This is a genomic window from Streptomyces sp. NPDC056161 (assembly GCF_042268025.1).
GTDB lineage: Bacteria > Actinomycetota > Actinomycetes > Streptomycetales > Streptomycetaceae > Streptomyces.
On sequence record NZ_JBHJUV010000037.1, the window covers coordinates 15,680 to 28,565 of the forward strand.

General features: G+C 73.4%; 13 protein-coding genes. 5 read left to right on the top strand and 8 right to left on the bottom strand.

The genetic code is table 11. The features are described from left to right. Positions 1 to 4: 4 nt before the first annotated feature. The 4 genes from ACFC09_RS29640 to ACFC09_RS29655 all read left to right on the top strand — a co-directional run bounded on the left by ACFC09_RS29640 (position 5) and on the right by ACFC09_RS29655 (position 4,664). Positions 5 to 247, top strand: coding sequence for a hypothetical protein (locus ACFC09_RS29640; RefSeq protein WP_376533404.1), 243 nt, complete (start codon positions 5 to 7; stop codon positions 245 to 247). Continuing rightward, a complete protein-coding gene (locus tag ACFC09_RS29645; protein WP_376533405.1) occupies positions 244 to 1,149 on the top strand; it encodes a hypothetical protein in 906 nt (301 codons plus the stop codon). The genes ACFC09_RS29640 and ACFC09_RS29645 overlap by 4 nt, the downstream gene beginning before the upstream one ends. Positions 1,150 to 1,387: 238 nt before the next feature. Continuing rightward, complete coding sequence (gene fxsT / locus ACFC09_RS29650) at positions 1,388 to 3,679, top strand: FxSxx-COOH system tetratricopeptide repeat protein (protein WP_376533406.1); 2,292 nt, start codon at positions 1,388 to 1,390, stop codon at positions 3,677 to 3,679. A 235-nt stretch (positions 3,680 to 3,914) separates the two neighbouring features. Further along, a complete protein-coding gene (locus ACFC09_RS29655; protein ID WP_376533407.1) occupies positions 3,915 to 4,664 on the top strand; it encodes an SDR family oxidoreductase in 750 nt (249 codons plus the stop codon). A 43-nt stretch (positions 4,665 to 4,707) separates the two neighbouring features. Here ACFC09_RS29655 and cpt read toward each other — a convergent pair whose 3' ends face one another. The 3 genes from cpt to ACFC09_RS29670 all read right to left on the bottom strand — a co-directional run bounded on the left by cpt (position 4,708) and on the right by ACFC09_RS29670 (position 6,625). Then, positions 4,708 to 5,241 (bottom strand): chloramphenicol phosphotransferase CPT, encoded by a 534-nt coding sequence (gene cpt / locus ACFC09_RS29660; RefSeq protein ID WP_376533408.1) that lies wholly within the window; start codon positions 5,239 to 5,241, stop codon positions 4,708 to 4,710. An 80-nt stretch (positions 5,242 to 5,321) separates the two neighbouring features. Next, entirely contained in the window at positions 5,322 to 6,203 is an 882-nt protein-coding gene (locus ACFC09_RS29665) for an NAD(P)H-binding protein (RefSeq protein WP_376533409.1), read from the bottom strand. Beyond that, positions 6,200 to 6,625 (bottom strand): nuclear transport factor 2 family protein, encoded by a 426-nt coding sequence (locus ACFC09_RS29670; RefSeq protein ID WP_376533410.1) that lies wholly within the window; start codon positions 6,623 to 6,625, stop codon positions 6,200 to 6,202. The genes ACFC09_RS29665 and ACFC09_RS29670 overlap by 4 nt, the downstream gene beginning before the upstream one ends. An 86-nt stretch (positions 6,626 to 6,711) precedes the next feature. On the opposite strand from ACFC09_RS29670, the gene ACFC09_RS29675 reads away from it, so the two are divergent. After that, entirely contained in the window at positions 6,712 to 7,290 is a 579-nt protein-coding gene (locus ACFC09_RS29675) for a TetR/AcrR family transcriptional regulator (protein ID WP_376533411.1), read from the top strand. 51 nt (positions 7,291 to 7,341) lie between these two features. Here the strand turns inward: ACFC09_RS29675 and ACFC09_RS29680 are convergent, their stop codons facing one another. Genes ACFC09_RS29680 through ACFC09_RS29700 form a run of 5 tightly spaced genes read right to left on the bottom strand, consistent with a single transcriptional unit; the run spans position 7,342 to position 12,824 of the window. Beyond that, a complete protein-coding gene (locus ACFC09_RS29680; protein WP_376533412.1) occupies positions 7,342 to 7,782 on the bottom strand; it encodes a cupin domain-containing protein in 441 nt (146 codons plus the stop codon). Continuing rightward, positions 7,779 to 8,651, bottom strand: a complete 873-nt coding sequence (locus ACFC09_RS29685) for a cysteine hydrolase family protein (RefSeq protein WP_376533413.1) — start codon at positions 8,649 to 8,651, stop codon at positions 7,779 to 7,781. The genes ACFC09_RS29680 and ACFC09_RS29685 overlap by 4 nt, the downstream gene beginning before the upstream one ends. Next, positions 8,648 to 10,297 (bottom strand): amidase, encoded by a 1,650-nt coding sequence (locus ACFC09_RS29690; RefSeq protein ID WP_376533414.1) that lies wholly within the window; start codon positions 10,295 to 10,297, stop codon positions 8,648 to 8,650. Before ACFC09_RS29690 ends, ACFC09_RS29685 begins: the two co-directional genes overlap by 4 nt. Further along, positions 10,291 to 11,367 carry an acetamidase/formamidase family protein gene (locus ACFC09_RS29695; RefSeq protein ID WP_376533415.1) on the bottom strand — a complete coding sequence of 359 codons (1,077 nt, stop codon included), beginning with the start codon at positions 11,365 to 11,367 and terminating at the stop codon, positions 10,291 to 10,293. Before ACFC09_RS29695 ends, ACFC09_RS29690 begins: the two co-directional genes overlap by 7 nt. After that, positions 11,364 to 12,824: an amidohydrolase family protein gene (locus ACFC09_RS29700; RefSeq protein ID WP_376533416.1), complete on the bottom strand. Its 1,461-nt coding sequence runs from the start codon at positions 12,822 to 12,824 to the stop codon at positions 11,364 to 11,366. Before ACFC09_RS29700 ends, ACFC09_RS29695 begins: the two co-directional genes overlap by 4 nt. Positions 12,825 to 12,886: the final 62 nt, after the last annotated feature.

Here is a 12,886-nt window from a genome sequence, read left to right on the forward strand (position 1 = left end):
CACGATGTCCACATCCTTCATCCATGAACTCGGCGCTCAGTACATGGCGTCGGTGCTGTTCGCGCTCACGATGCTCGCCACCGGCGCCGCGCGGGCGGCCTGGCGGCGCAGGAACCCCGGGCGCCGTCGGGCGCAGACGACCGCCGAACCCGCCGAGCCGCCCGTTCCCGGCGCCGCCGACGCCGTGCCGACGTCGGCTCATGAGTCCGCAACGTCGTCCGCCGGACGACGCGAGGTGTCGTCATGAAGACGACGGACGACGCGGAAGGCCCGATGGACGAACGCAAACAGCGCAACAGGGCGCGGGCCTGGGCCGTGCTCACCGAGAAGACGCCGGGCGTCCGACGCCTCCCGCGCCCCGACGGTGACTCACCGGGCCGGCTGATGGACATCGCCCGCAACTACGACCGCGTCTGCCAGCGGGCCGAGGGCGAGTTGCAGCCCGACGCCACGGAACCGGAGATCCTGGCGGCCCTGCTCGGCATCCGCATGCTCCGCGAGAAACTCGACCACGACGAACTGAAACTCACCACGCTGGCACGTACGAAGCGGATCACCTGGGCGCGCATCGCGGAGTGGCAGGAACTGAGCGGGCGTCAGGCGGCGGAACGGCGCCATCTGCAACTCGGACGCTCCTACACCCGTCCCGACGGCACGGTGCCCCCCACGCAGAGCGAGCGGGTGGAGTACGCCCGTGGCCGGCGCAGCCGCCGTGCCGAACGCCAGTGGGCCCTCAACCACGCCGTCCGGATCCGCCGGGTGGCCGCCCAACTCGCCGCCATCGAGGATCTGCAGCAACGTGTGGACGGCTCGCACGAGGCCCGGATCATGCACGCCATCCGCCATGGCGAGGCGGCACCAGAGAAGGCGCCGCGCCGGCAGCCGCTGGTGTGGCCCAAGGCGCTGCGCGAATGTGTCGACGAGGACGCACGCTTCCGCAACACGCCGCCTCCGCTGGTCGACGACGGTCTCCACGACGCGCACTGGCAGCGCCAGCAGCAGGAGGCCGACATCGTGCACCGCCTCCTGGGCCTGATCGGCTACGCCGCCAACCCCAGGAACATCGACCTGACCGACCTGCCGGATCTGGCCGACGCGATCTTCGACCTGTGCAACGACGCCCAGCAGACGGCAAAGAGCCGTCGCTGACCTGCGGCGAACGGCCGCAGCTGGGCGTCCGGCGGCGGAGGCGAGGACGCGTCCGGCGGCCGACCGCGGCTGCGGATGTGACGGTGTGCCGCGTAGGTCCGTGTGCCGCGGACGGACCGACACCGGTTCGGCGTCCGACGCCGGGCGTCCGGCATCGGGGCCGTGCCGGACGGTGCCGGAGCGCGCCGGGCCACGGGACGGGTGACGCGGAGGCGTACCGGAGGTCATCATGTGACGTATGAGCGGGGCGGCGGAAGCATCGGGGAGTCATACGGCCGCCGAGTCCTCCGGTCTTCGCTCGGTCGCCGCGTCGGGCGACGTCGGGATGGCCGTCACCGGCGACAACTCCGTCGCCGTCCACGTCGACCAGCAGGTGGTGCTGCCCCTCGATCCCGCCATCGCGGCCCCCTCGCCGCCCCACCTCGGCAATGTGCCGGCCCGGCTGGGCTTCGTGGGCCGTCACGACGAACTCGCCCTGCTGGACCGGGCGATGGAGCGCGAGCGGGGCGTTGTCATCCGGGCGCTCCACGGCCTGGGCGGCATCGGCAAATCGGCGCTGGCCGCGCACTGGGCGCACCGGCGGGCCGATCGGTTCAACCCGGTCTGGTGGATAGGCGCCGAGACCCGGGCCGACGTGGACGCGGGCCTCGCCTCTCTCGCCACCGCGCTGCAACCGGGTCTCGCGGGTTTCCTGTCGCAGGAGGCCCTGTGCGAGCGCGCGGTGCAGTGGCTGGCCTCGCACGACGGCTGGCTGGTGGTGCTCGACAGCGTGTCCGACCCGGCGGACGTCACCTGGCTGCTGGACCGCACCTCCTCAGGGCGTTTCGTCATCACCAGCCGCCGCGCGACCGGATGGCACGGCGTCGCCGAGCCCCTGGCCCTCGACGTCCTGGAACCCGCCGACGCCGTCGCCCTGTTCACCCGTATCGCCACCCGGCGGGAGGGCTCCGGCGCAACGCCTGACGGCGCCGCCGCCCTCTGCGAGGAACTCGGACACCTGCCGCTCGCCGTCGAACAGGCCGCCGCCTACTGCGTGGAGACCGGCACGACCCCGGCCGAATACCTCGACCTGCTGGCCGGGTACCCCGCCGAGATGTACGACGACTCGGGCGAGGGCGGTGACAGCAGCAGGACCGTGGCCCGTATCTGGCGCGTGACGCTGGACCGGATCGCCGACGACGCGCACGCCGGCACGATGCTGCGCGTGCTCGCCTGGTACGCCCCCGACGGTGTGCCGTTCTCCCTGCTGGACGCTCTCGGCCCGCCGCCCGCCGTGCGGCGCGCCCGCGGCCGGCTCGCCGCGCACAGCATGGTCGGCCTCGACGCGGCGGCCCGGACCGTGTCCGTGCACCGCCTGGTGCAGGCCGTCGCCCGGACCGCCGACCGCCGGGATCCGCATCGCGACGCCGCGGCGATCGAGGAAGCCAGGCAGATCGCCGTGGGACATCTGGTGCGGGCCGTGCCGCAGGCGTGGGCCGACCCGGCCTGCTGGCCCGCCTGGCGGGAACTGCTCCCGCACATCGACGCGTTGGCCGAGCACGCCCCGCCGGAGACGGACACGGTGTGGTCGGCGTGGCTGTTCGGCATGGCCGGGCGGTTCCTGCTCGGCCAGGGAGCCGCGGGGCGCGCCGTCGAACGGCTCGCCCGCGTGCTCGCCGCGAAACGCCGACTGCTGGGCGAGGACCATCCGGACACCCTGCGGACCAGGTACGAACTGGCGGGCGCGCACCGGGAGACGGGCGACACGGCGCAGGCCGTGGCGCAGGCACTGGAGACGCTCGACCGCTGCCTGCGGGCCCTCGGCGACGAGCACATCGAGACGTACAGCGCCTGGAGCGTGCTCGCGCACGCCTACCGGGTGGCAGGCAACGCGCGCCAGGCGATCCTGGCGTACCAGGCGGCACTCGACGCGCGCGAGCGCGCACTGGGCGAGGACCACCAGGTGACGCTGAGCGCGCGCAACGACCTCGCGGACGCCTACCGGGTGCTGGGCGACCTGGACCACGCGTTCCCGCTGTGCGAGCGCACGCTGGAACGCTGTCGCCGCTCGCTGGGCGAGGACCATCCGGAAACCCTCCGCGCCTGGCACAACCTCGCCTCCGCCTGCCGCGCGGACCAGCAGTTCAGGCGGGCGGTGGAACTGTGTGAACGGACCCTGGACCAGTGTCGTGCGTCCCTGGGCGACGACCACCCCAGCACCTTGTGGGCGCAGAACGTCCTGGCCGGCGCGTACCGCGCCGCAGGTGACGCGGAACGCGCGGTCGCGCTCTGCCTGCGTACGCTCGGCGCCCGGGAACGCATCCTCGGACCGGACCATCCGGACACCCTCGTCTCCCGCAGCAATCTGGCCGCGGCCTACGAATCGTCCGGCGAGACGGACCGCGCGGTGGAACTCTTCGCCGGTGTACTGGCGGACCGCACCCGGATCCTCGGCACCGACCACCCGGACACGGCCAGATCACGCACGAACCTCGACTCGGCGAGGCGGCGCCCGCACGGTACGACGGGACAGACGGCGGAACCCGCCTGATCCCACGCCCCGGCCCACGGGTTGATGTGCGGGGCTGCGAGGGTGGCGGCCTGGACGGTGCGGCGGCGGCTGAGCGGCGGCGAAACCGTCTTGTCGCCCTGATCGGCGGGTGGCGTGAGGCCGTCGAGGCGAAGGGGGGATATCGCCCCGGAATACCGCTTCGGGTGCTGGTGCTGCACAGGTATCAGGAGATCCCAGATGTAATGAACTTGATTACCGCAAGGAAGTGGCCATCATGGGACAACTCGATGAGAAAGTGACCCTGGTGACCGGTGGGTCGACCGGTATCGGGCTGGCCATCGCCCGTCGGTTCGCCGCCGAGGGAGCCACCGTCTATCTGACCGGTCGGCGCAAGATCGAACTGGACGCGGCCGTGGAGGCCGTAGGTGAACGGGCCGTCGGAGTCCAGAGCGATGTGTCGCATCTCGACGATCTTGATCACCTCTTCGGGATGATCAAGGAGCACAGCGGACGGCTGGACGTCGTCGTGGCCAATGCCGGCTCCGCGGAAACCGCCCGGCTGGGTGAGATCACCGAGGAGCAGTACGACAGGACCTTCGGGGTCAATGTGAAGGGCGCGCTCTTCACCGTCCAGAAGGCACTGCCTCTGCTGGCCGACGGCGCGTCGGTGATCGTACTGTCCTCCACCAACGCCTCGATGGGGCTTGAGGGCATGGGCGTCTACAGCGCCACCAAGGCGGCCGACCGCAATCTCGCCCGCACCTGGGCCGCCGAACTGGCAGGCCGCGGCATCCGGGTCAACGCCATCAGTCCCGGCCCGATCGAGACCCCCGGCCTCCGCCAGGCAGGGTCCCCGGTGGAGGGCGAACCGAACATCGCTGACGCCTTCCTGCCGCGGATCCCCCTCGGCCGGATCGGCCGCGCCGACGAGGTCGCGGCGGCAGCCGTGTTCCTCGCCTCCGACGAAAGCTCGTTCACGACAGGGGCCGAACTCTTCGTCGACGGCGGCCTCGCCCAGGTCTGAACACCAGGTCCGCGGGTCCGCACACCGCCGCCCGGCCCGCCGGTCACCCGATGTGCGCGGCGATGGTCCGCGCGCACTCCATCGACTCGGTGTGCGTGGTGTCCACCTCAAGGTTGTAGACCACGCCCCGGTGGACCGGTTCAGCCTGGGACACGGCCATCCCGATGATCCGGTCGCCGCGTGCGACCTCGCGCCCCGCGGCGACCGCGCCGTCGCACCGGACGCCGACCCACAGCACCCGCAGCTCTCCCAGGGCCTGCTGCCAGCGCCGCTGGGAGTCGGCGCCGCCGAGGAAGACCTCGTCGACGACGACCCGCGCGCCCGCGCGGGCCATCGCGACGACCCCCTCGATCCACGCCGCTTCCAGGGCGCGGAACTCCGGCCCGACGCTCACCTCTCCGTCCGGGGCGAACCCGATTCCGCCGTCCGACGCCTGCATGGACGCCGGCATCGCGTCGACCAGGGTGTCCGTCCCGAGGGCCAGCCACGGGCCCGGCAGGACCGCCTGGAGACACCGGACGATTCCGGATTTCCCCGAGCTGGAACCACCGTTGAGAATGATCACCTGAGTCGTCACCGCGCCACCGTAGAGGCATCGGGGCACCGCCGGAAACGGATTTCCGTGTCAGACCCGCTCGCGGCGGCAGGCGTCGGTGCTCAGGCGGTCGGCGTCCCACCGGAGGGTCCGGAACCGGCCCGCAGGCCCTGTTCCTGTTCGAGGTGCGTGCGGAAGCTGCGGGCGGGACGTCCGGTGACGCGCCGCACGGTGTCGGTGACGCGGTCCTCGGAACCTTCGGCGATGGCCAGGTCCATGTCCGCCAGCAGGACGGCGAAGTCCATCGGCACGTGCGCCGCCAGACGGTCGCGCATCCGGTCGTGGGACAGCCGGCGGTGGACCACCCGCCGCCCGGTGACCTCGGTGAGGGCCGCGGCGATGTCGTCGTGGCTGAGGGCCTGCGGACCGGTGAGGACGAGGTCGGTGCCGGGGACGTGCTCGTCGGTCAGGGCGTGGGCGGCGACCGCCGCGATGTCCTCGGCGTCGACGAAGCCGACACGGCCGTCCCCGGTGGCGGTCCAGATGGTGCCGTCCGCCCGGATGCTCAGCGCATGGGCGTGGCTGCCGGTGAAGTTCTGCATGAACCAGGAGGGCCGCAGCACCGCCCACTCGTCGAAGAGTCCCGGCAGGGCCTGGTGGACCAGGCCCACCGCCGGGCCGCCCGCGGGGACGGCCGAGGCGCTGAGGAGCACCGCACGGCGCACCCCGGCGGCCCGCGCCCGCCGGAGGAACGGCAGCATCACGGCCGCCGGGTCGGCGTCCCCGAGGGGAGGTACGAGGTAGACGCGGTCGGTTCCGTCCAGGGCGGCGGCGTGGGTGGCGGGCTCGTACCAGTCGAAGCGGACCGGTTCCGCGCCGGGGACCGGGCTCGCGCGTCGGCTCGCGGCCCTGACCCGGTGACCGGCCGCCGTCAGCCGCGCGGCGGTGCGGCCTCCCGTGGTGCCGGTGGCGCCGATGACCAAGGTGGTGCCGGTGGCCGTCATCGGCTGCTCCCGGTGAAGTCGACGCCCGGTTCGAGGACGGTGAGCGGGTTCCAGTAGTCGCGGTACGACGTGAAGCGTCCGTCCCGGACGGTGACGACCGCGATGTAGGTCATGTCGTACGGGCGGCCCGACTCCACCAGGAGGCCGGTGCCGCGCATCTCGGCCACGATGGTGTCCGGCTCGGTGGTCCGGTGGATCCGCAGCTCGGGGAAGTCGTGCAGATCGATGTGGTCGGGGTAGTGGCGCATGTACGCGGCCACGGCCTCCTTGCCCTCCAGCCGGGCCGGCCAGCCCGCGGGGGCGAAGGGGAACTCCATCACGCCGTCGTCGGCCCACAGGCCGACCCATGCGGGGACGTCCTTGTCCAGCAGCAGCTGAAGGCTGTGGCGGTACAGATCCGCCGGGGAGGTCGATGCGGACATGGGTGTGCTTCCTCTCGTAGAATCCGGACCCTGGGTCCGATTCGACGATACGGACCACGGGTCCGCTTTGCAAATGGAGGAACCGGGTGCCTGAACGCAAGCCCCGCAAGGACGCCGCCCGCAACCGTGAGGCCGTCCTCGCGGCAGCCGATGCCCTCTTCGCCCGCTCCGGGAGCCCCGAAGACGTCACGATGGCCGACATCGCGGCCTCGGCCGGCGTCGGCAAGGGGACTCTCTTCCGCGCGTTCGGCGACCGCACCGGGCTGCTCCGCGCGCTGTACGAGGCGCGGCTCACGCCGGTGCGGGAGGCCGTGGAGTCGGGGCCGCCCCCGCTCGGGCCCGCGACCCCGCCGGCCGAGCGCGTACCCGCCCTGCTCGACGCGCTCCTGTGCTTCAAACTCGACAACCGCCCCCTCGCGCTCGCCCTGGAGGAGAGCGGGACCGGCAGCCCGTACCAGGCGGAACACTACGAGTGGTGGCACGGCCTCCTGCGATCCGTGCTGGAACAGATCCCCGGCCTCGCCCACGGCGACTTCACCGCCCACGCGCTGCTCGCCGCCACCCGCGCCGACCTCGTCGAGCACCTCGCCGGGAAGGGAGGGGTGCCGCGTGACAGACTGCGGGCCCAACTGGCGCATTTCAGCAACGGCGTCCTCGGCGTCTGAGTCCGGTGCCGGGCAGACCGGGCACGACGGGAGTCCGGCGGCGCAGTGTGCTCAGCCGCGGCGCAGCACGGACTGGTCCGTGCCGTCCCAGCCGGTCGGCGTCCCCGCCGCCACCAGAGCGGCGAAGCCGCCCGGCAGCGCGCCGCCGTCCTCCGCCATGACCGTGACGGTGTACAGGCGCTCGGTGGCCGAGGTGTTCTCGATGCGGTGCACCGAGCCCGGAGGCAGGACGAGGACGTCTCCGGGACCGATCGGTACGGAGTGCTCGTCGCTGTGCGCGAGGCCGTGACCGCCGAGGACCACGAAGATCTCCGTCGAACCGGGGTGGGAGTTGTCCGGCTGGGCGCCGCCGGGCTCCCACACCTCGTAGAACACGCTCGTCGGCGAGCCGTCCGCCGGGCCGGCCAGACAGGCGAGCCGGACGGTGTCCTTTGGTGAGATGAGGCGCGGGACGACGTCGTCGAGACGGCGCAGGACGGGCGGGGTGCTCACGGAGTGTCCTCCTGGGGGGCGGAAAGGGCCTCGACCAGGTCGGGGGTCGACGTGGTGAAACCGAAACACTGACGGGTGTTGTAGACGGTGGCGTCGTGGCAGTACGCGGGCGAGGTGGTGGCGGACGCGTCGGTCAGCAGGACGACGTCGTAGCCGAGGCAGGCGGCGTCGACGAGGGTGGCGTAGACGCACTGATCGGAGTTGACTCCCGCGAACACCAGCGTGTCGACGCGCAGATTGCGCAGGATGCTGTCCAGCGGGGTGTCCCAGAAGCCGCTCATCCGGTACTTGTCCACACGGATGTCGCCGGGCTCCGCCACCAGCCCGTCCACCAGGTCGGCGCCCCAACTGCCCTCGGTCAGCACCCGGGAGCCGGTTGCGGATCGCCGGGAGCCGATGCCGGCGCCGATGCCCGTCGGGTCGTAGACGTGCGCCACACCGGGCGGGATGTTCGCCTGGTCCCGGCGGTTGCCCCAGTTCAGCCATACCACCGGTACGTCGGCGGCGCGGGCCGCGGCCACGGCCCGCGCGCTGAGTTCGACCGCGGGCCGAAGGACCGACACGTCCACACCGACACCGGCCAGCCAGCCGCCGGGCGAGCAGAAGTCGTTCTGGAGATCCACCGCGATCAGCGCCGTGCGCGACGGATCGAAGACGACCGGTGAGGGTTCGGCCCGCAGCGTCGCCGTCCGGACCGGCTGCGCCGGCCGGTGCAGATCGACCAGCGTGCCGGTGAACCGCCAGCGGTTGCGGTGCCGCAGCGGCGCGTACCGGCCGGCCGCTTCGGGTGCGTCGGGCGCGGCGCTCGCACCGGATCCGCCCGGCCCGGCCGCCGGGCCGGTGCCGCCTGGCGTGACATGGGCGCTCATCCGGACGTCTCCAGGCCGGCGGCGAGGGCGAGCAGACCGAGGTCGGTGCCGGGCGCGCCGAGCAGGCACAGCCCGACCGGCAGCCCCTCGGCGGAGCGCAGCAGGGGCAGGGACACCGCCGGCGCCCCGGCCAGCCCGGCGAGGCACGTCATCCGCAGGATCGCCGCCCGTTCGGCCTCGATCCGCCGCGGGTCCTCGGTCCGCGACGGCGCGGGGCCGGGCGCGGTCGGAAGGGCCAGGACGGCGCCGGACAGCCACTCGCCGAGCCGTGCGGCAGCCCCGGCCGCCACCGACCGGGCCCGCGCCGCCTCGTCCTCGCCCACCTGGGACGCCTGGGCGAACCGGCCGGCCACGTCGGGCCCCAACGCGCCGGGGTGGGCGGTCAGCCAGTCGCCGTGGGCCTGCCACGCCTGTCGGGCCTGCACCGTACGGAACGCCTTGAACCAGTCCTCCAGGAGTTCACGCGGCAGGTCGACGTCCCGCACCGGCGGGAGCAGGCCCGCGGCGGCGGCCCGCTCGACGGTCGCGGAGAACGCCTCGGCCACCTGGGGCGCGGCCAGGGCCTCCACGGTCGGCAGCCGGACGGTGCGTTCGGCGGGCGCCCCGCCACCACAACCGCCGAGCAGCACCCGCGCCACCGCCATCGAGGTGGGCACGTCCCGGGTGAGCCAGCCGACGGCGTCGAAGGACCGGGCGAGCGGCAGCAGGCCGTCGGTGCCGATCGCACCGTGCGTGCTGCGCAGCCCCACCAGGCCCTGGTAGGAGGCGGGCACGCGGATCGATCCCGCGGTGTCGGTGCCGAGTCCCACGGCGGCCTGTCCCAGTGCCACCGCGCTGGCGGCCCCGCTGGTCGAGCCGCCGCTGACGCGGTCGGGCGCGGCCGGGTTCGGTGGCGTCCCGTAGTGGGCGTTGGCCCCCGCCAGGCTGTAGGCGAACTCGTCCGTGCGGGCGATGCCGACGATGTGCGCGCCCGCGTCGAGCAGCGCCGTCGGCGCCGGCGCCGTGCGGGTCTGCGGGCGCTGCTCGGCCAGCCAGGCCGCGACCCCGGCCCCGATGGGCTGCCCGGCCACCGCGAACAGGTCCTTGACCGCGATGCCGAGGCCGTCCAGCGGGCCCGGGGACGTCGCGGCGACCAGCGGATCGCCCACGACTCGCCAGATCGACCGGTCGAAGGCGACGGAGGTGGCCGGCGTCCCGGCGGGGGAGGGCGACGCCTCGGCGGGGGGAGGCGATGCCCCGGCGCCGGAGGGCGGCACGGGCAGGGTGACGTGTGCGGCCGACACCCGCCAGCCACCCGGTGCGGTGCGCTGCCACACCTGTGTCTGCAACCCGTCCGCCTGCCTGTCCCGGGTGCGTGCCACCAGCAGGGCCGCGTCACCGCCCAGCGGTCGTACGTGCAGTTCGACGACCCGGCGGGTGGGCACGCGGCCCCGGGCGGCCCGGAATCCGGAGATGGCCTCGTGCCCGACGAGCACCCCCCGGCCGTCCCCGCGCAGCGTGTGCGGGCCGGGCATGAACAACGCGTCGAGCGTGGACCGGTCGTCGGCCAGCAGCGCCCGGTCGTAGCGCCAGAACGCGTCCAGCAGACCGGTCGGCGTGCCCTCCGGGGCGATCACCGTGCAGTCCTGGTGGTCCGAGGTCACCATGCCGCTCCTTCCACGAGGCCGAAATCGGAGAGTCTGATCCGAGCGTGAACGCCCTTGACCTCGTCGACGACCTGGGAGATGTCGAAGTCGGTCGCGGCGCTGAGATAGGCGTAGGCCAGCTCGGGGTCCATCCCGAAGGACGCCTTGAGCAGAGCCAGGGCGTTGTCGGCGCACTTGGCGACGGCCTGGTCGAGGTCGACGTCCAGGCCGGTCGGCACCAGGTGCTCCGCGGTCCGTACCACCGGGCCGCGGGCGTCGCCGAACAGCTCCGCGGCCCGCGCGCGGGGCACCAGATCGACGGTCAACGAGGCGCGCAGCGGCGCCTCCAGGGCTGTCAGCGCGATCTCCCCGTTGCCCTGCGCGAAGTGCGGGTCGCCCACGTAGAAGCCCGCACCCGGTGTCTGGACCGGCAGGTAGAGGGTGCTGCCCTCGCGCAGGAGGGAGATGTCGAGGTTGCCGCCGTGCTCGCCGGGAGGGGTGGAGTGCAGCCGGGCGGAGCCGGGCGTCGCCACCCCCATCACCCCGAGGAACGGCGCGAGGGGGAAGCGCACCACCCGCTCCGTTGCGGTGGCCGTCAGCGGTAGCGTGGCGCGGGCGACGGAGTGGTCCGGGCCCGTGCCGAGCACTTCGCAGAAGACGCTGGCCGCAGCGGCACCGACCGGGAAGCGGCCGGGGAGCAGCCCTCTGCCGTGCCGGCTGGAGATCACTCCGTAGTTGGTGCGCGGCACCAGCTCGTCCACCCGCACCGCGAGGTAGTCGCCGACGGCCGCGCCCCGCACCTCCACGGGGCCGGTGACGATGTGCGGCCCGTCGGCCGGGGTGTGCAGCCCGTCCTTCGCGATGGCGACGGCGTCCGGCAGGACGTCCCCGGGCGCGACTCCGTACCCGCCGAAGAACGCCACCGGGTCGCGGCCCTGGTCCTCCAGGACGCCTTCGTGGCTGACCGTGTCGACGCTGAACTGCTCGCCCGGTTCCACCGAGAGAACCGGTGCGTCCTCGGCGCAGGGCAGCCGGCCCCACAGGGTCGTCGACACGGTGGCGGGCAGGTGCCGGCGGGTGCGGGTGGTCATCGGCTCTCCAGGTTCAGGGGGGTGTGCCCGTCCGCCGCGGCGGGGACGGTGCGCGGGACCGGCAGGCCGCGGCTGCGTGCCGCGGCCGCGATCCGGGCGTGCAACTGCGGGGTGACCGCCTGCGCGTGGGGGTGCGAGGAGTGCCCCTCGGCACTGACGCGCCGCCCGCCGACATAGACCTCCTTGAGGTTGCGCGGCCCGCAGGCGAGGACGTAGGTGGCGTGGGCGTCCCACACCGGACCGGTGTCCGGCCGCGCCGGGTCGACGACGAGGAAGTCGGCGAACTTGCCGACCTCCAGACTGCCGACCCGGTCGGCGACGCCCAGCACCTCGGCCGAGCCGAGGGTGTGCATGCGCAGCACCTCCCGCGGCATCATCACGGACGCCTGTGTGTACCGCGCCCGCAGCGCGTACATGCCGATCCGCATGTTCTGGAACGGGTCCGACACGTCCGTGCAGGACTGGTCGTCCAGGCCCATGCCGACCCGGATGCCCCGCGCGCGGTAGCGGGCGACATCGGCCACGCCCGATCCGAGGCGCCCGTTGGACGTGGGCTGCCAGACCACCGCGCAGCCGGTCTCCGCCACGCTGTCGACCATCTCGTCGGTGGGGTGCACGAAGTGCCCGAAGATCATCCGGGGCCCCAAGGCACCGGCCCGGCGGTACCAGTCGTACTTCCCCTGCTGCGCGGCGAGGTTGTCGGCGCTCTCCACGAAGTGCGCCTGGTTGATGATCCCGTGCCGGTCCATCACCTCGGCCTCCAGCTCCGCCGTGCCGGGGGCGCCGGCCCACTGCACCGACCCGTACACCGAGACGCCCAGGTGCGCGTGGGCCGGTGTCCGCTCCCGTACCGCCGCGGCCATCCGGTCGAAGTTGTCCAGGGCCTCGGTCCGGCCGAACGCCTCGTCGTCCAGGCGGACGGCCGTCAGCACACGCAGGCCCGAGTCGGCCGCCGCGTCGAACTGCCGGGTCAGGAACTCCTCGGAGCGCACCTCGGCCGCCTCATCGCGGCCGGTCCGCTCGTCGTAGAGCCACAGCACGCGGTTCTGGGTGAAATTGAAGGCCGAGGTGATTCCGTTGCCGAGGAAGTCCAGGCAGCCGTGCAGGGTGAACCAGTACAGGTCCTCGGCGCCGGCGCCGAGCAGGACCTGGTTGTTGGCGCGCACCCACGGATACAGCGTCTCGCCCGCGGCCAGGCCGCGCAGGCCGGTGGTGTGGAGGTGACTGTGCGCGGAGACGAAGCCGGGCGCGACGATCCGTCCCCGGGCATCGAGCACCCGGGCGCCGAGTACCGGGGGTTCTCCGGGGCCGATGCCGGTGATCCGGCCGTCGGCGCCGACGTTCATCCAGCCGTCGAACGGCTCCTGCCCGTCGGCCAGGGTGAGGAACAGCGCGTTCCGCACGGTCAGGGCGGCGTCGGTGTCCGCGGCCGTCGCCCAGCCGGAGGAGCGCGCCACCGGCACCGTGCCGTGGGACCGTGCCGTCGGCGCCGTGCCGCGTGACGCTGCCGTGCCGCGTG